The following is a 23,235-nucleotide window of genomic DNA, read 5'->3' as shown; positions in this document are numbered from 1 at the left end:
CAAAATCAAAGGAGGTCTGTATGGAAAAATTAAATTCACAATCTGAGCAGTCTTCTTTGTCTGTTATTTAGTTATTTGAATTACTGTCAAATTTTTCTGCTCAAGTCACAGTATAACAATACAGAGTATTTTATTAATCTATAACAAACTTGAGGTTAATCATGTTTTTTTATAACAAAAAACGACCAATAACTTTGGTCGGAAGGACCCTCTATGCGTAGAGGTCTTTTTAAAACGCGCCGACTTATTTTAAGAGCTATTAATTCCAAAGACTATGATGTTTGGTTTGATGCCTACGTCAATAGACTGCCGCAGAAAAGCAGATGGGATGCTCCGCCGTTGTCAGCTGACAAATGCACTCGCAAAATCTTTCAAAAGGTTTTGAAAGAGCACGAGCAGTTGGCAAAGGTAGACGACTATTATCGATATTATCTTTTTGAAAAAAAGACGGGTGCCATCGTTGGTCAAGTTGATTTCGATATATTCGTCAGAAGCACGCATCAGTTCGCGAATTTCGGATATCAGATTTACAATCGACATTGGGGTAAAAAGCTTGGAAAAGAAGCGGCCACCATGGGACTTAAAATCGGCTTCAAACATCTGAAGTTGAATCGTCTAGAAGCGGCAATCAATTTGGATAACAAAAAATCTATCAAATTGGCCCGTTCTATCGGAATGAAAAAAGAAGGCATTAAAAAGCGCTACTGGTACGAAGACGGACAGTGGGTCGATCACGTGATCTATGTGGCGAATCCAGAGGATATCGGATTGAGAGGGAGAAAACCGATTTTCGGATAGACTATCCGTCTATTGTTATAAGAGTCATTTTCGGCAGCTCTAACTATTTGCAATTACATGATATTTTCGTGTAATTGCAAATACCACTTTTAAGTGGTATTATGATAAAGGTTAGGTCGAATATGCCGATAAGTGGTAAAGAGATGCTCAAACTATATAAAGAGCATGGATGGCAAGAGCTGCGGCAAAGTGGCAGTCATGTCACAGTTGGAAAAGGTATACGGCGCGAGACTATTCCGCTGCATCGAGAACTGAAAAAAGGTTTAGAGCAGAAATTGAGGAAAAGATTGAAAGGCAATTTATGAAATATCACTTTAAAGTTCATAAAGATAAAAAAGGATTTTGGGCTGAGTGTATCGAGCTAGACTGTCTAACTCAGGCAGAGAGCAAAGAAGAGTTGGTTACGAATATGCAAGAAGCTTTGGATCTACACTTAGCTGAGCCCGAGAACTCGAACGTTTTATTTCCAGAGCCCCAAGCTGATTTGAAAGGAAGAAGTATCGTGGCTGTTCAGGTTTCACCGAGTGTGGCCTTTGCGATGGAGCTTCGTCAAACTCGCTTGAAAAGAAAGATGACTCAGAAAGCGATGATGGAGCTATTGGGAATTCGGAATCTTTCCAACTATCAACGCCTTGAAGATCCCGATCGTGCGAATCCAGAACTGAAAACTTTATTTGAATTGCAGGGTAAGTTACCTGAGTTGAGTGTGGCGCGGATATTCGGATAATTAAATTAATTGAAGTAAGACTTTAGATCCACCAAAACGAAAAAACCCGAATCTTTCGACTCGGGTTTTTTTAATTTACAAACTTGGCGTTCCCAAGGGGATTTGAACCCCTGTATCCTCCGTGAAAGGGAGGTGTCCTAGGCCACTAGACGATGGGAACAGACAGAGATTCAAAGTTGGTGACCCGCGATGGATTCGAACCATCGACCCTTTCATTAAAAGTGAAATGCTCTACCAGCTGAGCTAGCGGATCACTTTGAATCAATGAAGAGCCAATTTCTATCAGACTTGCGAATCAGTCAAATACTTTTTCGCAGTGCTTAATCTTTATACAAGGGTTTGATCCAAAGGGTCTGATCTCGGTCTGGTCCCACTGAAACCACGTCAATTGGACAGCCTACATGGCGTGAAATAAAGTCAATGTAGCCAATAGCTTGGCGAGGTAAATCTTTTACTGACTTAACTTCAGTCAAATCCTCTTTCCAGCCTGGTAAATATTCAATTACTGGCTCTAGGCGACTCACTAGCTCTGTAGATGTTGGGAACTCGGTGATCACTTCACCATCAAGCTTATAGCCCGTACAAACGCCGATTTGCTCATGCTCAGAAAGAACATCTAACTTCATCATGGCTAAACTGTTGATACCATTTAAACGGATCGCATATTTCAAGGCGACCAGATCTAACCAGCCACAGCGACGGGCACGCCCAGTGGTAGAGCCAAACTCGTGCCCATCCTTCTGAATTTTAGTGCCGACATCGTCATGTAATTCTGTTGGAAATGGACCGCTACCAACACGCGTACAGTAAGCTTTAAAAACACCCACAATTTTTGAAAGATGGTGAGGCCCAATACCCGCACTGATAGAACCAGAACCTGCAATCGTTGAAGAGCTGGTTACAAATGGATACGTGCCGTGATGAATATCTAATAACGTACCTTGAGCGCCTTCAAACAAGATGCGTTTTCCCTGTTTGATTTTCTGAGAGACCAAAAGACTCACGTCAGTTGTACGATAAGCTTTGAGTTCACCAATAACAGTTTGAATTTGATCAAAGATATCTTTCGCTTTAATTTCTGGAGCATCATAGAGGTTTTGTAAAAGCACGTTCTTTTCTTTTAAAACGGCTTCGAGTTTTGCTAATAAAGTCTTTTCATCAAAAAGATCACTCATCACTAAAGCGCGACGGGCCGCGCGATCTTCATAGGCTGGGCCGATTCCTTTTCCTGTTGTTCCAATTTTCCCTTCAGATAGAGCCTTTTCGCGGGCTTGATCTAAAGCTTTATGGTAGGGAAGTAAGGCTGTGGCATTATCTGAAATCAACAATTGTGAAGAGCCAATTTCAAATCCACTTTCTTTCAACTGACGAATTTCTTGAGTTAATCCGAAGATATCCACGACAACGCCTGAAGCGATCACGCAGGTTTTATCGGTATGTAAAATTCCTGAAGGAATTAAATGAAGCACTGTTTTTTTGCCGTTAACGACAAGTGTGTGTCCTGCGTTCGATCCGCCTTGAAAGCGGACAACTAGATCAGCTTTCGCTGCTAGAACATCGACTAATTTACCTTTTCCTTCGTCTCCCCATTGGGCTCCGATAACTACCGTTGCTGACATAACTCAGACCCTTTCTGCAAACGACAGGCTTCCCCAGTCGTTTTTAAGTGGCAATGTGTTCAGTGTTTTATTCAATTCGAAGAATTCTGTCACTCTTTGTGCGGCTTCTAACGAGGCTTTTGAAAAAGCTTCCTCAGTATAGGCTCCAAGATGAGGGGTTAAAATAACATTTTGACATTTATTGAGCTTAGAATCCCGTGTTAGAGGCTCTTTTTGAAAGACGTCTAAGGCGGCAAATCGAATTTTTTTATCTAAAAGGGCATCGGCTAAATCATCTTCGTTGATAGCACTGCCTCTAGAGGTGTTTACAATAATCACTTCTGGATTTACATATTCGATTTGCGATCTAGAAAACATATTTTTGGTTTCAAAGGTGGCCGGAACATGAAAACTCAGAAAATCAGATTGTTTTAGAATCTCTTCGTAACTGACGCGCAAAGCTTGTGTCTGCTGAAAAACGGCTTCGTCTTGGTAGGGATCGAAAGCCAGAGTCTTCATTCCAAAAGCTTTGGCAAAATTGGCCACACGTGAGCCGATACGACCCAAACCAATAATACCTAAGGTTTTTCCACTCAGTTCATGGCCTAAAAAAGGTTCGCGATTCCATTTTCCAGCTTTCATCTCGCGATGGGCGGCGCAAACTTGGCGATTAGCTGCCATCAGAAGTGACCATGCCAGTTCCGCTGCCGATATCGCATTAGCTTCTGGGGTAAACATCACAGTAATGCTGCGTTTCTGTGTTTCCTCAAGGTCAATATGATCAAAACCACTGGTGCAAGTGACGATAAGTTTTAAATTCGGTGATTTATCTAACTGCGCTGCTGTGATACGAAATTTCGAACGAATAACAAGAGCATCCGCAGTTTCAGATTTTTCATCTGAGTAATTTTCAACAAGAAACTTTTTATTTTTCTTAAGTTCGAGCAAGGCTTCTAAGTCAAACCGCTCACAAATTAAAATATTTTTGATGTCGGAGTTCATGTTCATACAGTGTGGGACTTCAGCCAATTTTCGCTGGCGACTTTAATTTGTTGAGGATCGATGTTGAATTGAAAGTCTTGCAAAGCCTGAGCGAGGCGAGTCATCGTTTCCACCATATCTTCATCGCGGATGTAACCCATGTGACCAATGCGCAGAATTTTTCCTTTTAATTGATCCTGTCCACCCATAACCGTAACTTGATATTTCTGTTCTAGGTGAGTGCGCAGTTTGGCTCCATCAATTCCCTCTGGAACACACAGGGCTGTGACGGAATCAGAAGGGGATTTTGAAAAAAGTTGCAGATTCATTTGGCGGGCCAGTTCACGTGTGAAGTCTGCACGTCGACGCAGTTGTAAGAAATGTCGTTGTAAACCAACTTCTTGAATACGCGTCAGCACAAAATCCAAAGCTTTAATTAAAGGTACACTAGAAGAAAAAAGAGTTTCTCCGTTTTGATTCGCTTTATATTCTTTACGTAGATCAAAATAAAAACGTGGAAGCGGAGCTGTCTGCGCCACTTTCCATGCTTTTTCCGACAGGCAGACGAAGCTAAGACCGGTTGGTAACATCACTGCTTTTTGACTGCCAGCCACAAGGCCATCAATATGCCATGTATCCATTGGAATGTTGTAAGCACCTGTTGCTGTGATGCCATCAACTAAAAATAATGCGGATGTTTTAGAAATGATCTTTCCAAGAGCTTCGATATTGTGTGCGGTTGCCGTACTTGTTTCTGTTGCTTGGCACAAAACTAAACGTGTCTGTGGGTGTTGATCCAGATATTGTTGAACAACATCCGGATTCACAGCTTCGCCCCATGTGACATCAAGGCGATGCACTTTGGCTCCGTACAAAGCGGCCATATCGGCCCAGCGCTCACCGAATTTTCCAGAGACAATTGCTAGAACTTCATCGTTTGGTGATAGTAAGTTTACGAGCAAAGATTCCATACCGCCGCTACCAGTAGAGGTGTGCATAAAAACAGGTTGAGTCGTTTGAAATAAAAATTTCAAATCTTGCAAAACACGTTTTAGGATGGCGTCGAATTCAGGTGTGCGGTGATGGATCATGGGTTGTGCCAAGATCTTCTGCACTTCGGGGTGCAGTTGAACCGGGCCTGGAGCTAGAAGAATAGCATTTGACATTGGTCTTTCCTTGCGGGTTTATTAAAGCAGATGAAGACTAAATTTTCCCTCATTTTTTTGCTCATAACGGCCTCAGTCATGTTGCTCGTGTCTTCTGGGTGTGCTTATCGATTAAGCTCTGAGTATGCCACATTGCCGGGTGGGGTTAAAAGTATTCAAATTCCAGTGTTTAAAAATGAGTCCCCAGAAGTTGGAGTTGAAACTTTTTTCACCAACTCGTTGAAATCAGAAGCTTTACGCTCACGATTTGTGCGTTTGCAAAATGAAGAGTCGACCGCCGAAGCTGTTTTGCAAGGAACTATTAAAAGTATCACTGTGATTGCCGATGAGTCGGTCATCGAAGCAAAAAACACTCAGTACATGCCAACAGAAACCGTTTTAGCGACTCAATATAAGGTGACTGTAAATGTAGATGTGGTTTTAAAAAGACGTGGCAGCACGGAAGTGTTGTGGAGCGGAAGTTTTAGACAAGAGTCGAATTATTCAGCACCACAAATTACGCTACCGGTTATTAATACGGCCAATGCACTTTACAACGTCTCGGCTAAAAGGCAGACTCTTGACGCTATTGCGAAAGAGATGATGCAAGCTGCGTTCGATCGCATGGTAGAAGATTTTTAATTTGGCAAATTTAACTTAGGTTAATTTAGGTAGAATAATGGCGATAGTAGATCATCAGAAATTTTATAAAGACCTTGAAGATAAGAAATTCAAGCCGGTCTATTTTCTGTTTGGTGACGAGCCCTATTTACTGAATCAATGTGTGAATCGTTTCAAGTATGCGGTTTTAGATGAAAACAGCACGGATTTTAACTACTCACTCTATTATGGTGGTGATGCTGATATCACGCAGGTCAAAGATACGGTTGAAACATTGCCAGTTTTTGCTCCAAATCGCTTAGTTATTCTTAAGAATGCACATGACTTAAAGGATTCAGCCTTACAGGAATTAGAATCGCTAATCACAAATCCTGTAGATTCCACTGTGTTTGTGATGTTGGCTGAAAAAATTGATAAACGGAAAAAAGTTATCAAAAATATTCTAGATAATGCCACCTGTGTCGAATTTAAAAAGCCCTATGAAAACCAAGTGCCACAGTGGATTTCTTATATTTGCAAAAATGTGAACTTAAAAATCACAACTGATGCGATTCATAGATTGCATAGATTAGTCGGAAACAACCTGACAGAGCTTGAAAATCAGATTTTCAAAATTCAAGATTATATCGGGGATAAGACTCAAATTGACATCACCGACGTCAACACGGTGGTTTCTGTCAGTCGTGAAGAAAGTGTCTTTGATTTTACCAAAGCGCTAGGTCAAAAAGATCGCGTGAAAGCCCTAGAACAATTAGTGAACTTGATGGATCAAGGACAAAACGAAATTGCTATTGTCAGCTTAGTGGCGCGCCACATGCGCCTTTTACTGACAGTGCGTGCGGGCATGGATCAGGGTTACGGCGGTGCTAAGTTAGCCGGCCTTGCTAATGTGCCGAGTTATTACATTGAAAGCTACTGCGATCAGGCCCGCATTTGGCCCGTGAAAAAGATTGAAGAAGCCCTGATCGTATTACATGAAACAGACAAAGCGCTTAAATCATCACCACTGTCTTCGCATATTTGGCTTGAAAATTTGGTATTAAAATCCTGCTCTTTATAGGTATTTGCTCCGTTTTTCGCCATCAAAATTAGCCCTATATTTCAGCAACAGAAAGTTGATTTCATTATTGACTCACTACCCAGACCAAAGGACAGTTATATACTGTGTTATAAGGAGAAAAACCCGTGAGAATTAAAAAACTCGAACTTATTGGTTTTAAATCTTTTAAAGATCGTACGGTTATTCAGTTTGATGCGGGTATTACCGGTGTTGTTGGACCGAACGGTTGTGGTAAATCTAATATAGTAGATGCCTTAATGTGGGTTATGGGTGACCAATCCGCAAAAGATCTGCGCGCAAGCGCTATGACGGATGTAATCTTTGCTGGTGCTGAAGGTTATGCTCCGTTGGGAATGTGTGAAGTTTCGTTGACGTTAGAAAACGATGGCGGTCCATTCCCAGCCAAGTATTTAAAACATTCTGAAATTATGGTGACTCGTAAACTTCACAGAAATGGTGAAGGTGAGTACTTTATCAATAAAGAACCTGCTCGTTTAAAAGACGTACAAGAGATCTTTATGGATACGGGTGCGGGCTCTAAAGGTTTCTCGATCATTGCTCAAGGTATGATCGGAAAAATCATCACAGCGAAACCAGAAGATCGCCGTATGTTGATCGAAGAAGCGGCGGGGATCACTAAGTTTAAAGCTCGTAAAAAAGAATCGCAAAGAAAGTTGATTTCAACTGATCAGAACTTAGTGCGTTTGCAAGACATCATCGGCGAGTTAAAACGCCAAATTGATTCTTTACAAAGACAAGCACAACGTGCTGAACGCTACCGCAATATCAAAACTCAAATCGAAGACCTAGAGTTGTGGTTATCTTCAGCTCAATATGTGAATTTGAAACAAGCGGCTGATGAAGCCCAACGCATTTTCGATGAAGCTCAATCTATTGAAGTGGGCAGCGAGGCGAATTTAGCGTCAATGCAGTCAGAACTCGAAACTTTGAAGTTGTCAGTTCTAGAGCAAGAAAAAGCAGTCGAAGCGAAACAACAGGATTTTTATAATTTCCAAACTTCAGTTCAAAAGAAAGAAATGGAAATTCAAGAGCTTCGCTTTGAGTTAGAACAAGCGAAACGCAATGAGCAAATGACGGGGAATATCCTTAGCGAGCAAAAAGCTCGTCATGAGTTATTAGCTCGTGATTTATCGTTCCTTGTTGAGCAAGCGGATACTTTAAAAATTGAATCTGAAGAACTAGCTGCGGATTCCATGTTAAAATCAGAAGCCTTTTCATCGGCGCAAGCTCGTTACAGCCAAATTGATACAGAATTGACTGAAAAGCGTCGTCAGCAAATTGCTTTGGGGCAAAGTGAATCGGCATTAGATGCGCAAACACAGTCATTCTTAGGACGTAAATCTGAACTTGAGTCTTCTCAAGCAGAAGAAGAAATCACTTTGAATGAGTTGCGCGAGACATTGCATGACTTTGAAGGCCGCCGTAGAAAAGTGTTAAATCAGTTAGAACAAGAGCGCCAATTACAAATGGACCTTTCTAGCGATGTGACAGCTTTTGAAACGAATAAAAAAATCCTAACGGAACAATTGCAACAAAAGCAGGTAGAGGTTCAGGATTTTAAAGATAATTTAAATGAAACGGCATCACGCCTTTATGGCTTAGAAAATTTAGCAGCTAACTTCGAAGGTTTCGAAGAGGGTGTTAAACAAGTGATGTTGTGGAGCAAAGCTAAGTCAGTAGAAATGCATGCTGATGGAACTGTAAGTGAGTTCTTCAAGCCTGTTTCTGAAGTGGTAGAAGTCCCTGCGGACTATGAAATCGCGATGGAAGCAGCTTTAGGCTCTAAACTACAGATGTTATTGTCACAAAAACCAGATACAGCAGTTGAAGCTGTTGATCACTTGAAGTCACAAAATTCAGGTCGTTCAAGCTTCTACTCAAATGATGGACATTACATCAAACATTTACAGGGTAATCCTAAATCTGAAACAGGTGTTATTGATCTGTTAAAGAATGTAGTGAACTCAAATGAAATCTATCAAAGCAAAGTGTCTGAGATTTTAGATGGCGTTGCGATTGTGGATTCTATTCGTACGGCTCTAAGACTACGTCCGAACTATAAAGGATGGACTTTTGTCACGATGGATGGCGATACGTTGTCAGCTGATGGCGTATTAACAGGTGGATCTAAAGACTCTGCGGAGTCTGGTGTTCTAAAACGTCGTCGTGAAATCAAAGAGTTGTCAGACAAAAAGAACGAATGGGCTGGTAAATTAGCCTTAGCAACGGCTGCTTTGAAAAAAGTGGAAGAGCAATTAGCTAACGTGGTTTCTGACTTCGAAGGGGCGCAACAGCGTCGTATTGAACAGGAAATTAAAGTTGCTGAATTGAAAAAAGACTACGAACGCGCAGATGTCGAGTTTAACCAAGCTCAAAATGCAGTTGAAAAACAAGAAAAAGAAGTGCGTCGCGTAGCTGAGCAAATTGAACAGTTATCTGAAAAGATTGAAGACCTAGAAAGTCGCTTAGTTGAAACAAGAACTCAAAAGCTAGAGTTGGAAACATCATTAGCTGAATTGAGTACTGAGTACAATTCGATGAAAGATGGTTTTGAATCACAACAGTCTGAAGTGATGGATCTGCAGGTACGTGCGGCCTCTAAAGCGCAAGAGTATGCAGGTGTTAGTCGTCAATTAGATATGGTTCAAAAACAAGTGAACGATCTTGAATCTCAACTTTCACGTATGTCAGAAGAGGCAGAAGGTTACACGTCACAAATGTCAGAAGGTCAGTACGCGCTTGAACAAGCGAAGATTGATTTCGAACGTATGTTGGCGGATGTGGAAGCTCGTCGTCTTGAAGTTTCGCAGGTGAAAAACCAGTTCGAGATGGAAACATCGCATATTCGTGAACTAGAAGACAAAGTGATCACGATGCAACGTGAAAGAAATGAGCGTCTTTCTAAAATGAATGATGCTCAGTTGAAACTTGAGCAAGCGAAAATGAAAGAACAGTATTTGATCGATCAAGTTCGTGAAAAGTACATGTTAATTTTACCTGATGTTGTTGAAAAATACGCTGGCCGCGAAGGTGATCCAGTGGTCGCTGATGCTGAGCTAAAAGACTTAAGAGATAAATTAGCTAAGATTGGCGAAGTGAATCTTTCGGCGATCACTGAGTTCTCTGAAACTCAAGAGCGCTATGCTTTCTTGACTCAGCAGCATGCTGATTTGACAGAGGCGAAAGAACAGCTTCGTAAAGTTATTGATCGTATCAATAAAATCTGTGCGAAACGCTTTAAAGAAACATTTGATCTTGTTAATGATCGCTTCCAAAAAGTTTTCCCTGTCTTATTCGGCGGTGGTGAAGCCATGCTTCAACTGGTAGAAGATGAAGATAAGGGCGAAATGGGTATCGAGATCATTGCGAAACCTCCAGGAAAGAAAATGCAGAACGTAACGTTGATGTCGGGTGGTGAAAAAGCCCTGACAGCGGTGGCGTTGGTATTCTCGATCTTCCTTGTGAAGCCGTCTCCGTACTGCTTACTGGATGAGGTTGATGCGCCATTGGATGATGCAAACGTATTCAGATTTAACGACTTAGTTAAAGAGATGGCGAAGCGTTCTCAAATCATCGTTGTGACACATAACAAACACACGATGGAAGTGGCACAAAAGCTTTACGGCGTAACAATGCAAGAGCGTGGTGTATCAACCATGGTTTCTGTAAGTTTAGCTGACATCAGATAGTTTCTATAATAGGGTGGGCTTCTATGTCAGAAGCTCACTCGAATCAAATGCTGTTTTTGTTGGGTTTTATCGGATTACTATTTTTAGTAGTCATCGTCGTTATTGCCCTATCTCAATCTAAAAAAAGAAAATCAAAATCGGAATTAAAATCAGAAGGCTCAGTCAGTCCAGCCAGACTGCCGGAAGCTCCGGAGCCTCTGCCGACTTCGTCTTCGATACCAACGGCCGTCGTGGCAGGTGTGGCTAAGTCCGAGACTGTTTCTGTGGCTGTTGAAGCTGAGCCCAATTTACACCAAGCCTTACGCAAAACCGAAGAGAACTTTTTTGGACGTATTCGCCGTGCATTTTCTCAGGCGGACAAAAAGGCTGTTTTAGAAGAAGTGGAAGAAGTTCTTTACACAAGTGATCTTGGCCCGACAACGGTGCAGAAACTTTTGGATACAGTAGAGTCTGAATTGAGTGGCAGTGAGATGGCTAAGATAGACACAGTGAAGTCATCTTTGCGTCGAACGATGTTAGAGATTTTAGAACCGGTACAAAGTGCTGATCACGGTAAAGTGAAGGTTGCAGAGCTGTTAAAGAAACCAGAGTCAGGACCGTTTGTTCTGATGGTGGTAGGAGTTAATGGCGCGGGCAAAACCACTTCGATAGGTAAAATTACGGCTCAACTGGCATCACAGAACTATCGTGTTTTAGTGGCTGCGGGGGATACGTTCAGAGCCGCAGCTGGTGGGCAACTCAAGACATGGACAGACCGTGCTAGCAATGCCTCCAGTGGTGAAGGCGCTGTTGAAATTTACTGGCCGGAAAACACAAAAGACCCAAGTGCAGTGGCATTCGATGCAGTGACAAAAGCGAAGTCGCAAGGGTTTGATTTTGTGATTTTAGATACAGCAGGTCGCTTACATACTCAGGCTCATCTGATGGATGAACTCAAAAAAGTAAAACGTGTGATGGCGAAAGTTATCGAATCGGCCCCACATGAAACATGGATCGTACTGGATGCGAATTCTGGACAAAATGCCTTGATGCAAGCGAAAGAATTCCATCAGGCTTTAGGATTAAATGGAGTGGTTCTAACGAAAATGGATGGCACAGCTAAAGGTGGAGTCGCCTTGGGAGTTGTGGATCAAATTGGGATTCCAGTGAAACTTGTGGGTATCGGAGAAAAGATTAATCATCTAAAAACTTTCGATTACTCTGAATATGTTGATTCCATCTTAGGCCACGAATAAAATGGAGCCATGCGGGAAGTGAAACTGTTTTTGATTCTTCTTTTTTGGGGACCCTTGTCTTTTGCCACTGTCCGTGTGCCGAAGTTGACTCCTTATCAGGTCAGTCTACAAAGTTGTCTGGGCTCTGCCATTGATCTTCAAAAAACAGACAATCACCGCAAACTCTACAGCGCTATTGAGTCCGCGTATTCGTTAGTCTCTTCAGAGCTGTTGTATCGTGAAGTTGTTTATAAACAGCGCAGTGACCTTAAAAAGCTGAAGTATGAAAATGGTTCCATTAATGTTTATGAGGTCGACGAGGAAGACGACAGTCTGAAGCTGATCTCCACTGAAAAAGTAGGGGAAGACGACAAGACTAATGAGTTGCGTCATAAACCATTGAGTGCCGAAGCCAGAATTCGCCAGCTTCTTATCCGTGCGGACATTCGCTCTGATTTTACACGTGTGCGTGAAAGACGCTCAGGTGGCCTCATATTGAATATCTCGTGGTCAGACCAACAAATACGCTCTTTGAAAATCGATTTTTCAGAGTCAAAAAAGAGCCTGAATTGTACTCAAAAAGAGTCAGCCGACATTTGCACCTGTACAGGATAAATTTTCTTGCCTCATGCCTCTAGAGGCTTAATACTTATAAAGCTAAGTATTTGTTTACTTTGGATTTTTACTAGGAAAGTACAGATTAAATCATGGTTGAGTCCGACAAAGCTCATTTAAAAAAAACCTTCAATTTCACCATCGCAGGTGTTCCATATAAGTTAAAGACTTCTCATGAAGAACACACGGTGTACGAGCTTGTGGACTATGTCGATCAAAAAGTGACTGAGGCCTTGGCTGTGACCAAGAACTCATCCTTTCAAAATGCGGCTGTGCTAGCAGCACTTAATATTGCCGAAGAGATGATTCTGTTAAAACAAAAGGCGCAGGCCGAATTAGAAAAGCTAGAAGCTAAAGCGCTGAAACTTTCTCAAGACCTAGAAAATTCCAAAACGAACAAAGCTAGTATTTACTAATCTGTACTCGTACAGGCTTTGAGGTTGTTTTGAAATCAGTTGTTAGAAGTAACATCTTACAAAAATTGCGTGCATTAGATTTGGCTGACAAGCAAAGCCAGTCGTCGCGTATTCAAGACAATTTAAAAAAAGTCCTATCTTCTCAAACCGGGGTTTGGGGCGCTTACAGTTATTTAAGTGATGAGCCGCAAATTCAGTGGGATCAGGTTTCAGGAAAAATCAATTGGGCTTTTCCTAAAATGCAAAAACAAGAGCTGAGCTTTGTGCATTCGGCACAAGTATTTGAAAAATCAGAATTTGGTTTTATGGAGCCAAATGATGGGGAAACAGTTTCTTTAGAAGATATTAAAGGGTTCGTTATTCCGGCGGTGGCTTACGATAAAAAAGGTTATCGATTAGGTCGGGGTAAAGGGCATTATGACCGCGCATTACAAGATTATGCGGGTATAAAAATTGGTGTTTGTTTTAATGTGTCTTTGTGTGAGGAGTTACCTCGCGAAGAACACGATATTCAATGTGACCTAGTTGTGACGGAAGATCATGTATACCAAACAGGTCGGAATTTTGAAGGAGTAGGTAAGTGGAATTAGTATTCGCATTAGTGGGAGTCATCGTCGGCGGATTTATCGTTTTTGCTTTTAAAAGATTGCAAGATCAAAACTCGAAAAAGTCTGCAAAAGCGGAAGCTGAAAGAATTTTGAATAAAGCTAAATCTGAAAGCTTGAAAATCAAAAAAGATTCAGAAAGCAAAGCGAAAGATTTTGAAACGAAAGCTCGCCGTAACGTAGAAGCTGACATCAATAAACAGCGTGCGCAGTTGAAGAACAAAGAGTCTCAATTGGAAAGACGTCTGAAAGAAATTGATGATCAGTTCAAAAGCCGTCAGGACGAAAACGATAAATTCATGAATCAATTGAAAGATCGTGAAGAGAAAATTTTAATCTCTGAAAATCGCATCAAAGATGCTGAAAAAACAAATCAAGAGCAAATCAACAACTTACAGAAGAAGCTTGAAAGTGTCGCGCAGATGACACAGGAACAAGCTCGTCGTGAGCTATTTCAAGTTCTAGAAGAAACAGCAAAGGCGGAAGCAGCTAAGAAAATCGCTCAAATTGAAGAAGAAGCACAAAAAGAAGCGGACAAAAAAGGGCGTAACATCTTGGCGCGCGCCATGGCTCGATTTGCTTCTGAGTATACATCTGAAAGAACTGTTTCCGTTATGTCTCTTACTTCTGACGAGATGAAAGGTAAGATCATTGGTCGTGAAGGTCGTAATATCCGTACCTTAGAGGCCCACTGTGGTGTGGATCTTATCGTAGATGACACTCCTGAAACGATTGTTATTTCGGGATTCGATCCTGTTCGTCGTGAACTAGCTAGAAGAACAATTGATAAGTTAATGGAAGATGGCCGTGTTCATCCAGCGCGTATCGAAGAAGTAGTTGAAAAACAAAAAGTAGAGCTGGCGAAGTCGATGAAGGAAGAGGGCGATAAAGTTATTGTTGAGCTGGGCGTTTCACAAATTCATAACGAATTGATTAAAATGCTAGGAAGCTTAAAATACCGCAGTACGCATGCGCAAAACTGTTTGAATCATGCTATGGAAGTGGCGCACGTGTCAGGTCTATTGGCTGCTGAATTGGGTATGAATGTGAAGATCGCTAAACGCGCGGGTTTGTTGCATAACATCGGTTTAGCTGCAGATCATACTTTTGAGGGCAGTTATGCCTTTGTAGGTGCTGAAATTGCCAAGAAGTATGGTGAGTCAGATGATGTATGTCATGCGATTCGTGCCCATAACGATTATGAAAAACCATCATCTGCTTTGGCGTGGATAGTTCACTGCGCGAATACTTTATCTAATAACAGACCGGGTGCTCGTCGTCAGCAAATGGATAGCTTCATTAATCGCTTAAAAGATTTAGAAAGTATTGCCAATTCTTTTGATGGCGTTATGAAGTCTGTGGCCATTCAAGCTGGTCGTGAAGTGCGTGTCTTAGTCGAAAGCTCACGTGTGACAGACGATCAAAGCCTTATGTTAGCTCGCGATATCGTGAAAAAGATCGAAAGAGAATTACCTCATGCTGGACAAGTTAAGGTAACAATCGTTCGAGAAACTCGCTCGGTTGAGGTTGCACGCTAATGTTCAAACGTCCCGAAGAGCAACTAGAGCTTATCAAGTTTGGTGCTGTAGACTTTATCAGTGAAGCTGATTTTTTGAAGAAACTGAAAAAAAGCTATGAAACCAAAAAGCCTCTTAAGGTGAAGCTAGGGGCGGACCCAAGTCGTCCTGACATTCATTTAGGTCATACAGTTGTTATTAATAAACTGAAGACACTTCAAGATCTGGGACATCACATCCAATTTCTAATTGGTGATTTCACGGCATTGATCGGGGACCCATCTGGTAAAAATACCACGCGCCCGATTCTGAGTCGTGAAGAGATCGAACAAAATGCGAAAACTTACGCTTCACAAATTTATAAAATCCTTGATCCTGAAAAAACAGAGATCGTGTACAACTCTAGCTGGTTGTTAAAATTAACATCGATTGATTTCATACGGCTGTCGGCGCAGTACACTGTGGCACGTATGTTAGAACGTGATGATTTTACGAAGCGTTACAAGGCCAATAGTCCAATTTCTATTCACGAGTTTATGTATCCACTTTGTCAGGGGTATGACTCTGTGGCTTTGAAAAGTGATCTTGAACTAGGTGGAACCGATCAGAAATTTAACCTTCTAGTTGGACGTGATTTACAGTCTGCTTATGGTCAAGAACCTCAGTGTATTTTGACGATGCCAATCCTTGAAGGCTTAGACGGTGTGAATAAAATGTCGAAGTCTTTGGATAATTATATCGGAGTAAATGAGTCTCCTAAGGACATGTTTGGTAAAACAATGCGTGTTTCGGATGATTTGATGTTCCGCTATTATCAACTATTGACGGACATTACTCCGACGGAGCTGGCAAAATTAATTTCGGATGTCAGTGAAAAACGTCGTCATCCACGCGAAGTAAAAGTGAATTTAGCTAAGATCTTAGTGGCACGTTTTCATTCTCAAGCGGCGGCACAGGCGGCCGAGGATGAATTCAATCGGATCTTTGTTGATAAAGGGATGCCAGATGTTATCGAAGAATTTTCGATAGCCCCACAGGCTGAAATTGGATTAGTGAATTTGATGACACAAGCAGGACTTACAGCTTCGAACAGTGAAGCTAGCCGTCTTATCACTGGCGGCGGTGTACAAATTGATCAACAAAAAGTGAGCGATCCGAAGCTGAAGCTCAGCTTACGGTCTGGACAGTCGATGGTTATCCGTGCAGGTAAGAAGAAATTTATCAAGGTAGTGGTTTCTTAATATGAAGATTAAATTTATTCCTCAAAATGTTGAAGTCGATGTCGATCCCTCTAAAACTCTGATGCAGTTGGCGACAGAAGCGGGTTTAAAAATTAAGTCTATTTGTGGTGGAATTGCTTCGTGTTCAGAGTGTCGTGTGCGCATTGTTGAGGGTGAAAATTCGATTCCAGAGCCCAGCAAAGCCGAGCTGAATCTTATCGGTTCAAGTTATTACTTAGATGGACGTCGCCTGAGCTGCCAGGTCAGATGTTTTGGTTCTGTCACTGTGGATTTAACAGAGCAAATCAATAAAGTGGACTCGCAGAAAAAAGTCAGAGGCTTTAAACAGCGTGATCCAAAAGAGCTTTCAGCAGTACAAGACACGATGATTTTAGCTCAGAAAAAGCCTGAAAAACCTCAGTAGATGAAGACCCTCGCCATAGAGGGGTTACCACTATCTAACTTTCAGACGATAACGACGATTTTTGTCGCTTTTTCAAGATACAAATTTTCTATTTTACCTTTTTACATGACTAATTTTTTGACAATGGTTATTTGACCTGAGTTTGCATATACTGCGCCGGTATCAAAACTTGAGGAGTTCTTATGTCGTTGAACCTGTCATTGAAATTTGTTGTTCGTTTGTTGATGGCCTTTACTGCTATTGCAGTCGTGAGTTCATGTTCTAAAGTAAACTACGATGGACGACCTGCAGGGATTTTGGGGCAAGGACAGCAGTCTCCGCAAAATAAATTAGATGGCGCGAACGCATTCGTGATGACAGAAGGTGAAAAGAACAAACAGTTCACCTTGCAGTTAACTAATGCATTTAATGCCGACACGAACTATTCATGGACGATCGTTTCTAAAGATCAAAGTATTAACCCAAATGATCGTTTTGAAACTCCACATGGTACAGCAGTTGGAACTCGTGGACAGAAAAGTTTAACAGTTCAAATTTCAGCTGTAGACATCGATTCTATTCAACAAGGCACACAAGAGTTCGTTATTGCGTTAACACCAGTAAACAATCAACGTGAAATCCTGAACGCGGATTTAACATTATTGGATGCGAGCGTAGGTAACACACCAGACAATCTGCCAATCGTGAGCTTTGTAGAATACAATCTTGAATCCGATATTCGCGGTGAAGTGCGCTTAGCTTTACAGTTGAGTCGTTCGTCGACGTCTCCAGTTGTAGTCGATGTAAAACTACGTGATGGGTCTGCTATTCGTCACCGTGATTACACGGGTTACAAAACATTGAGTCCTAACAATGCCGTAGAACAAACATTGATCTTCCCTCCGGGAACAACACGTATGGATTTGCCAGTTGTTGGTATTCACTCGCAAGCACTTTGCCATACAGAGTTTTACGCTAAGATGAACAGAATCACAGTACAAGGTGCAACTATTGTTAAAGATAAGGCGACTATCGTTATTCCATGTCGTCCGGCACCAGTGCCTCCAACTCCAACGCCTGAACCTACACCAGAGCCAATTCCAGAACCACCAGCTCCAGTAGTCGTGGCTTTAGTTGATGGACAAAGATTCATCATGTCTGAAGGGGATACTCGTAACTTAACTCTGCACTTTGTCGAGAACTTCAAACAAGACATGAACTTTGGATGGACGATCATTCCTAAAGAACAAGGGATTGTGGTTGGCGAAAGATTTAAGACACTAAGTGGACGCATGTTCGCAACAGCTAATACGAACTACGCAAGCATCATCGTAAGCGCGGTGGATATTGATAACTTACGCCAAGGAGATCAAGAATTTGAAATCGTATTAACTCCTGAAGAACGTGATGCGGGAACAACTTTAGGTAACTTGAAAGCAGATCTGACATTACTAGATAAAGTAAAACAGCCATCAGCTAGCTACGAGCGTGATAGAATTTCGGCAGCTCAAGGTACGATTGCTACAGCCAAAGTGGTGTTAACTGAAAGTTCGACTTTACCTGTGGTGATTGAAATTGAAACGCAAGATGGTAGCGCACGTGCTGATGTAGATTATGCTCCAGTGAAGCAAAGAGTTGTTGTGGCTCCAGGTTTAACTTCAGTAGAAGTGCCAGTACGCATCTTACCTCAAACAGCTTGTAAAGATGCTTCTGAGTTCTACTTAGTTGTGACACAAATCGAAAATGCAGAGATGGCTAGTAAACGCGCGACCATCTCGATTGCAAAAGATGAAGCTCTTTGCAAACCGCCGACTCCGCCACCACCAGCTCCAAGACCGGCTTCGGACCGCGTTCGTTTCTAATCGAAAAAGTGAATGATAAAAATAAAAAAGCCAGAAACTCAGTTTCTGGCTTTTTTTATTTAGAGAAGTGATTGTTAGCTAATAAGTAAAGTGATGAGTGAAGCGAGTGTAGGAAAGATCTAGACGTTGAAGCTAGAGCCGCATCCACAATTTTTTGTCGCATTGGGGTTGTTGAAGACAAAACCTTTGCCATTCAAGCCACCAGAGTAATCTAACTCCATACCAATAAGGTAAAGAATGCTTTGAGTATCAACCACAATACGTTGCCCGTGGGCCTCAAAAGCTTTATCGCCTTCTTTTAGTTCCGTATCGAAATCCATTTTATAAGAAAGCCCAGAGCAGCCCCCTTTTTTAACTTCAACACGTAAAAAAGCTTCCGAAGGCTTACCTTCTTCATTTTTTAAAGCGAGGATTTTCTGTGAAGCGGATTCTGTAATTTTAATCATGCTTTGATTATAGCGCTTTTTTATCTTTTTGGGGAGGTCCTTTTTTATGGATAAAACGGGTCGCGTAGAGGCGCTTTCGGGGCTTAAAGGGATGTAAAAGTGGCCTATATTGGCTTTGGAGGCAGACTTGGTTAAAAATCCAAAACAGTATAAACTGTAAGTCATGGCTCACGCAGCGCGATTTACTATTAAACCTTATTTTGTTCCAGCCGGAAAAACAGCGCGGCAGCAGTTTAAATGGAAGCATCACGATTCTCAAATTACAGGAAAAGATGGACAGATCTATTATCAAAAGAAGCGTGTCAAAGCTCCTGAAGATTGGTCGGCGACAGCTATTGATATCGCGGCCAGTAAGTACTTTCGTAAATCTGAAAAATCGGAAAACTCAGTTGAAGCTTTAATAGAAAGAGTGGGTAAAGGACTTAGCCGTGCAGCTGAGCAATCGGGATTATTTAAAAATAAAAAAGATATTCATATATTTATCGAAGAGATCAAATACATTTTGTATTCTCAGAAGGCTGCATTTAACTCACCTGTCTGGTTCAATCTGGGGCTACACGACAGCTATGGAGCCAAGTCACAGAGTGAACATTTTATTTGGAATAAAAAGAAAAAATCAGTTGTGGCGGTGAACGAAGCTTATCGTCATCCTCAGACCTCTGCGTGCTTTATTCAATCTATTGACGATAACTTGGAATCGATTTTGGGACTTCTTGATTCCGAGGCTAAACTTTTTAAGTTTGGTTCTGGATCTGGGACTAATTTTTCGGCTTTACGAGGTAAAAATGAAAAATTGTCTTCAGGTGGATATAGCTCTGGATTGATCTCGTTCTTAGAGGTTTTAGATAAAGCTGCCGGAGCTATCAAGTCAGGTGGAACCACTCGTCGCGCGGCTAAGATGGTCTGTTTGGATTTAGATCACCCTGAAGTGGAAGACTTCATTCGGTGGAAGTGGAAAGAAGAAAAGAAAGCTCAATCTTTAATAGCTCAGGGATATTCTGCTGATCTAGATGGAGAAGCTTATAGGACTGTCTCGGGGCAGAATGCAAATAACTCTGTCCGTGTGCCAGATCGGTTTATGCGATCTATTGGAAAAAATAAAAAATGGGCATTGGTAAATCGCACCGATGGAAAAACATTCAAGCAAATCTTAGTGGATGATTTGTGGAAGCAAATATGTGAGGCCGCATGGCATTGTGCTGATCCAGGATTACAGTTCGAAGATACGATCAACACATGGCATACCTGTGGCGTTACAGGTCGAATTAAAGCCAGTAATCCATGTTCGGAATACATGTTCTTAGATAACTCCGCCTGTAACTTGGCTTCTTTGAATCTAGTGAAATTTCTAGATGGGCAGCAGGGATTTTTACTAGATGAATTCATTTATGTGTGCCGTATGATGTTCATCGCTCAGGAATGTTTGGTGGATTTTTCCAGTTATCCAACTGAAGTCATTGCGCAGAACTCCCACGACTATCGCCCTTTGGGGCTTGGCTTTGCGAATCTAGGTTCTTTCTTTATGCGCAAGGCTTTGCCATATGACTCTGAAGAGGCCCGCGCATGGGCCGGAGCTTTAACTTCAATTCTGGCTGGAACCGCATATAAAACAAGTGCCGAGATGTCAGCTATCTTGGGTAGTTTTGCTGGTTATCAAAAAAACAAAACTGAAATGTTACGTGTGCTAAAGCGTCATCAAACATCACTTAAACATGTGCAGTGGAGAAACCTACCTCAAGAATTAAAAGCCAACGCATCTGAAGTTTGGGAAACTGTTATAGCGACAGGAAAAAAACATGGTTACCGCAATGCGCAGGCGACAGTGATCGCTCCGACAGGAACCATTGGGCTTGTAATGGATTGTGATACCACGGGCATAGAGCCTGATTTTTCATTGATCAAAAATAAAAAGCTTTCTGGCGGTGGATACTTACAAATAGTAAACCAATCGGTAAGTCATGCTCTAAAAATTTTAGGATACAGTTCGGATTCGATAAGACAAATTATAGAGTGTGTATCGCAAACTGGCTCGATTCGAGGGAGTGGTGTACAGAGTGAGCATGAATCGATTTTTGCCTGTGCGACAGGTGATCTGTCTTTATCTTCTGACGCTCATTTAAAAATGATGGCGGCGGTTCAGCCTTTTATTAGTGGAGCTATTTCAAAGACAGTGAATTTACCCGCTGAGGCAACAGTAGAGGATATCAGTCGGACCTATTTTCAAGCGTGGAAACTAGGACTCAAGGCCGTTGCGATCTACCGTGATGGCAGTAAGTTTGCTCAGCCTCTGAATGCTCAGAATACTAAAGATGCAGAAGAAGAAAAACCCCTGCCACTTTGTGGGGAGTGCGGTCATCAGACGATATTAGAGTCTGGTTGTTATCGTTGTTTGAACTGTGGTACGACCACGGCTTGTGCCAGTTAGTTTCGAGCGAATAATAAAACCTAAAACCAACTAAGATTCCAATACCTTAACCCAACCAAAGGGATCAGATTTTTTTCCTAGCTGAATGGAAGTGATTTCATTTAAGAGCTTTTTCGTTAAATCACCCACTTGGTTGTTATTAATAGTGATGCGGTGATCTTGGTCTGCAAGTTCTCCGACAGACGAAACAACAGCAGCCGTGCCGGAACCGAAGACTTCTTTTAGTTGACCTGTTTTGTGAGCGTCGAAAACTTCGTCGATGCTGATTTTTCTTTCCGTAACAGGAATGTTCCATGATTTAAGAAGTTGGATGACGCAGTCTCGGGTGGCGCCAGCAAGGATACTTCCGTTTAAAGCGGGAGTGATCACTTCATCATTGATTTTGAAGAAGACGTTCATAGTTCCCACTTCTTCGATATATTTTCTTTCCATCGAGTCTAACCAAAGTACCTGCGCGAAATCTTTTTTCTTTGCAGCAGTTGAAGCGGCAAGGCTGGCGGCATAGTTGGCACCGGCTTTGATGTCTCCGAGTCCACCAACAGCGGCGCGAACACGTGAACGCTCAATCCAAATTTTAACTGGGTTAAACCCCTCACTGTAATAAGGACCAACAGGAGACGTGATAATAAAAAATAAGTATTTCTGTGAAGGGCGTACACCTAAGAAAGATTCTGTTCCAATTAAAGTGGGACGTAAATACAGAGCAGAGCCTTCAGATTTTGGAATCCACGAGCTGTCTACTTTTACTAAAGCTTCTACCGCTTCTGTAAAAAGCTCTGCGGGAACGGAAGGCATACAGAGTTTTTCGGCTCCGTGAGCTAATCTACGAACGTGAAAGTCAGGACGAAAAAGGTGGATACGATCATTTTGTCCTCGGAAGGCTTTCATTCCTTCGAAAAGCGCCTGCCCGTAGTGAAATACAGAAGCGCCGGGATCTAATGATAAAGGCCCGTAGGGTACAATGCGCGCCTCTTTCCAAGAACCTTCGGAATACTCGGCTATAAACATATGGTCGGCAAAGTATTTCCCAAAACCTAATTGGTCTTCAGGGTGGCGGGTGCGCTCAGATTTTGTTTTTTCAATTGAGATAGTCGTTTTCATGAGGTCTCCGATCAAACTGGTGGACTTTTTATAGGCCTTAAGGGTTTAATACGCCTTATGCGTAAATCAGTCATCATCTTAATCGTTTTGGCCGCTGTTATTTTAGCCAGTATTTACTTTTTTCAGACGACGGACTCTTTGAAATCTGAAGATATTTTAGAAGAGCAGACGATGGATTCCTCTGTTACAGATGATGAGGAGCAAGAGGAAGTTTCTGACAGTGAAATTGCTGCTACAAGCGTCACTTCTGAGTCAGGCGCTCCTGTAGGATTACAGTCATTAAATGAACAGCAGTTGAAAAAGTGGATTTCCGAAGAGTCACGTTCGATGAATTCGACAGGACTGAATACGGAAGAAATCCAGCTACGTCTCAAGGCACAAGCGCAGACATTGACAACAGAACAGTTGAAGGCTTTGGTTAAGGTCACACGTGAAAGCAGTATGCCGGCAAACGAGCGGGTCTTAGCTGCTTATATGCTCAGTTTAAATACGTCGGCAAATTCTTTAGAGGCCATGTTTGAGGTCTCAGCACAGCCAATAACAGATCATGGTCCCTCAATTCCGCACTCAGAGGCCGAGCTAAGAAACGCTCAAGAGCTAGCGCTGCGCTATATGCAAGTGGATGAGCTGGCTCAACGGGCGAAAACAAATCCTAATGCCAAAGATAAGTTAAAATTATTGAGTCAAAAGGCGGAGTCCCAACAGGTTCGGAGCTATGCAGAAAGACTGCTGAAAGAGCTGCGATAATTCAGTTTTAGATAGACGTTTCAG

21 protein-coding genes and 2 tRNA genes are annotated in these 23,235 nt (G+C 42.0%); 16 read left to right on the top strand and 7 right to left on the bottom strand.

Annotation, left to right across the window (positions count from 1 at the left end):
* Positions 1-213 precede the first annotated feature (213 nt).
* The 3 genes from A11Q_RS08615 (at position 214) to A11Q_RS08605 (ending at position 1,525) form a co-directional block, all read left to right on the top strand.
* Positions 214-798, top strand: coding sequence for a GNAT family N-acetyltransferase (locus A11Q_RS08615; RefSeq protein WP_015470420.1), 585 nt, complete (start codon positions 214-216; stop codon positions 796-798).
* 101 nt (positions 799-899) lie between these two features.
* On the top strand, positions 900-1,103 hold the full coding sequence (locus A11Q_RS08610) for a type II toxin-antitoxin system HicA family toxin (RefSeq protein WP_041575192.1): 204 nt from the start codon (positions 900-902) through the stop codon (positions 1,101-1,103).
* Positions 1,100-1,525 carry a type II toxin-antitoxin system HicB family antitoxin gene (locus A11Q_RS08605; RefSeq protein ID WP_015470418.1) on the top strand — a complete coding sequence of 142 codons (426 nt, stop codon included), beginning with the start codon at positions 1,100-1,102 and terminating at the stop codon, positions 1,523-1,525. The genes A11Q_RS08610 and A11Q_RS08605 overlap by 4 nt, the downstream gene beginning before the upstream one ends.
* Before the next feature lie 84 nt (positions 1,526-1,609).
* Here the strand turns inward: A11Q_RS08605 and A11Q_RS08600 are convergent.
* The 5 genes from A11Q_RS08600 to A11Q_RS08580 form a co-directional block, all read right to left on the bottom strand.
* A tRNA-Glu gene (locus A11Q_RS08600) sits at positions 1,610-1,685 on the bottom strand.
* A 17-nt stretch (positions 1,686-1,702) separates the two neighbouring features.
* Positions 1,703-1,778, bottom strand: a tRNA-Lys gene (locus A11Q_RS08595).
* A gap of 67 nt (positions 1,779-1,845) precedes the next feature.
* Positions 1,846-3,144 (bottom strand): adenylosuccinate synthase, encoded by a 1,299-nt coding sequence (locus tag A11Q_RS08590; RefSeq protein ID WP_015470417.1) that lies wholly within the window; start codon positions 3,142-3,144, stop codon positions 1,846-1,848.
* Between the two features lie 3 nt (positions 3,145-3,147).
* A complete protein-coding gene (locus tag A11Q_RS08585) occupies positions 3,148-4,131 on the bottom strand; it encodes a hydroxyacid dehydrogenase (protein ID WP_015470416.1) in 984 nt (327 codons plus the stop codon).
* Entirely contained in the window at positions 4,128-5,270 is a 1,143-nt protein-coding gene (locus A11Q_RS08580) for a pyridoxal-phosphate-dependent aminotransferase family protein (RefSeq protein ID WP_015470415.1), read from the bottom strand. The genes A11Q_RS08585 and A11Q_RS08580 overlap by 4 nt, the downstream gene beginning before the upstream one ends.
* Before the next feature lie 78 nt (positions 5,271-5,348).
* On the opposite strand from A11Q_RS08580, the gene lptE reads away from it, so the two are divergent.
* The 11 genes from lptE (at position 5,349) to A11Q_RS08525 (ending at position 18,492) form a co-directional block, all read left to right on the top strand.
* Positions 5,349-5,891, top strand: a complete 543-nt coding sequence (lptE, locus tag A11Q_RS08575; RefSeq protein WP_015470414.1) for an LPS assembly lipoprotein LptE — start codon at positions 5,349-5,351, stop codon at positions 5,889-5,891.
* A 37-nt stretch (positions 5,892-5,928) separates the two neighbouring features.
* Positions 5,929-6,930 (top strand): DNA polymerase III subunit delta, encoded by a 1,002-nt coding sequence (gene holA, locus A11Q_RS08570; RefSeq protein ID WP_015470413.1) that lies wholly within the window; start codon positions 5,929-5,931, stop codon positions 6,928-6,930.
* A 125-nt stretch (positions 6,931-7,055) separates the two neighbouring features.
* Entirely contained in the window at positions 7,056-10,640 is a 3,585-nt protein-coding gene (smc, locus tag A11Q_RS08565) for a chromosome segregation protein SMC (RefSeq protein WP_015470412.1), read from the top strand.
* A gap of 23 nt (positions 10,641-10,663) precedes the next feature.
* A complete protein-coding gene (gene ftsY / locus A11Q_RS08560) occupies positions 10,664-11,875 on the top strand; it encodes a signal recognition particle-docking protein FtsY (protein ID WP_015470411.1) in 1,212 nt (403 codons plus the stop codon).
* Positions 11,876-11,884: 9 nt separating this feature from the next.
* Positions 11,885-12,469, top strand: coding sequence for a hypothetical protein (locus A11Q_RS08555; RefSeq protein WP_015470410.1), 585 nt, complete (start codon positions 11,885-11,887; stop codon positions 12,467-12,469).
* Between the two features lie 92 nt (positions 12,470-12,561).
* On the top strand, positions 12,562-12,885 hold the full coding sequence (locus A11Q_RS08550; RefSeq protein ID WP_015470409.1) for a cell division protein ZapA: 324 nt from the start codon (positions 12,562-12,564) through the stop codon (positions 12,883-12,885).
* A gap of 29 nt (positions 12,886-12,914) precedes the next feature.
* Positions 12,915-13,475, top strand: a complete 561-nt coding sequence (locus A11Q_RS13570; protein WP_015470408.1) for a 5-formyltetrahydrofolate cyclo-ligase — start codon at positions 12,915-12,917, stop codon at positions 13,473-13,475.
* Positions 13,466-15,028, top strand: coding sequence for a ribonuclease Y (gene rny / locus A11Q_RS08540; protein ID WP_015470407.1), 1,563 nt, complete (start codon positions 13,466-13,468; stop codon positions 15,026-15,028). The genes A11Q_RS13570 and rny overlap by 10 nt, the downstream gene beginning before the upstream one ends.
* Positions 15,028-16,248 carry a tyrosine--tRNA ligase gene (tyrS, locus tag A11Q_RS08535; RefSeq protein ID WP_015470406.1) on the top strand — a complete coding sequence of 407 codons (1,221 nt, stop codon included), beginning with the start codon at positions 15,028-15,030 and terminating at the stop codon, positions 16,246-16,248. The genes rny and tyrS overlap by 1 nt, the downstream gene beginning before the upstream one ends.
* 1 nt (position 16,249) lies before the next feature.
* The gene (locus A11Q_RS08530) at positions 16,250-16,651 is read left to right on the top strand and encodes a 2Fe-2S iron-sulfur cluster-binding protein (RefSeq protein ID WP_015470405.1); all 402 of its coding nucleotides are present in this window, start codon (positions 16,250-16,252) and stop codon (positions 16,649-16,651) included.
* 182 nt (positions 16,652-16,833) lie between these two features.
* Positions 16,834-18,492, top strand: coding sequence for a Calx-beta domain-containing protein (locus A11Q_RS08525; RefSeq protein ID WP_015470404.1), 1,659 nt, complete (start codon positions 16,834-16,836; stop codon positions 18,490-18,492).
* Positions 18,493-18,611: 119 nt separating this feature from the next.
* Here the strand turns inward: A11Q_RS08525 and A11Q_RS08520 are convergent, their stop codons facing one another.
* A complete protein-coding gene (locus A11Q_RS08520) occupies positions 18,612-18,938 on the bottom strand; it encodes a HesB/IscA family protein (RefSeq protein WP_015470403.1) in 327 nt (108 codons plus the stop codon).
* 163 nt (positions 18,939-19,101) lie between these two features.
* Here A11Q_RS08520 and A11Q_RS08515 point away from each other — a divergent pair, with 163 nt between their 5' ends.
* Positions 19,102-21,363 carry a vitamin B12-dependent ribonucleotide reductase gene (locus tag A11Q_RS08515; RefSeq protein ID WP_015470402.1) on the top strand — a complete coding sequence of 754 codons (2,262 nt, stop codon included), beginning with the start codon at positions 19,102-19,104 and terminating at the stop codon, positions 21,361-21,363.
* Positions 21,364-21,393: 30 nt separating this feature from the next.
* Here the strand turns inward: A11Q_RS08515 and A11Q_RS08510 are convergent, their stop codons facing one another.
* Positions 21,394-22,464 carry a branched-chain amino acid aminotransferase gene (locus A11Q_RS08510; RefSeq protein WP_015470401.1) on the bottom strand — a complete coding sequence of 357 codons (1,071 nt, stop codon included), beginning with the start codon at positions 22,462-22,464 and terminating at the stop codon, positions 21,394-21,396.
* A 57-nt stretch (positions 22,465-22,521) separates the two neighbouring features.
* On the opposite strand from A11Q_RS08510, the gene A11Q_RS08505 reads away from it, so the two are divergent.
* The gene (locus A11Q_RS08505; protein WP_015470400.1) at positions 22,522-23,211 is read left to right on the top strand and encodes a hypothetical protein; all 690 of its coding nucleotides are present in this window, start codon (positions 22,522-22,524) and stop codon (positions 23,209-23,211) included.
* The last annotated feature ends 24 nt before the right edge of the window (positions 23,212-23,235 follow it).

Source organism: Pseudobdellovibrio exovorus JSS (assembly GCF_000348725.1).
Taxonomy (GTDB): domain Bacteria; phylum Bdellovibrionota; class Bdellovibrionia; order Bdellovibrionales; family Bdellovibrionaceae; genus Pseudobdellovibrio; species Pseudobdellovibrio exovorus.
This window is presented reverse-complemented; position numbering and strand designations above follow the sequence as displayed.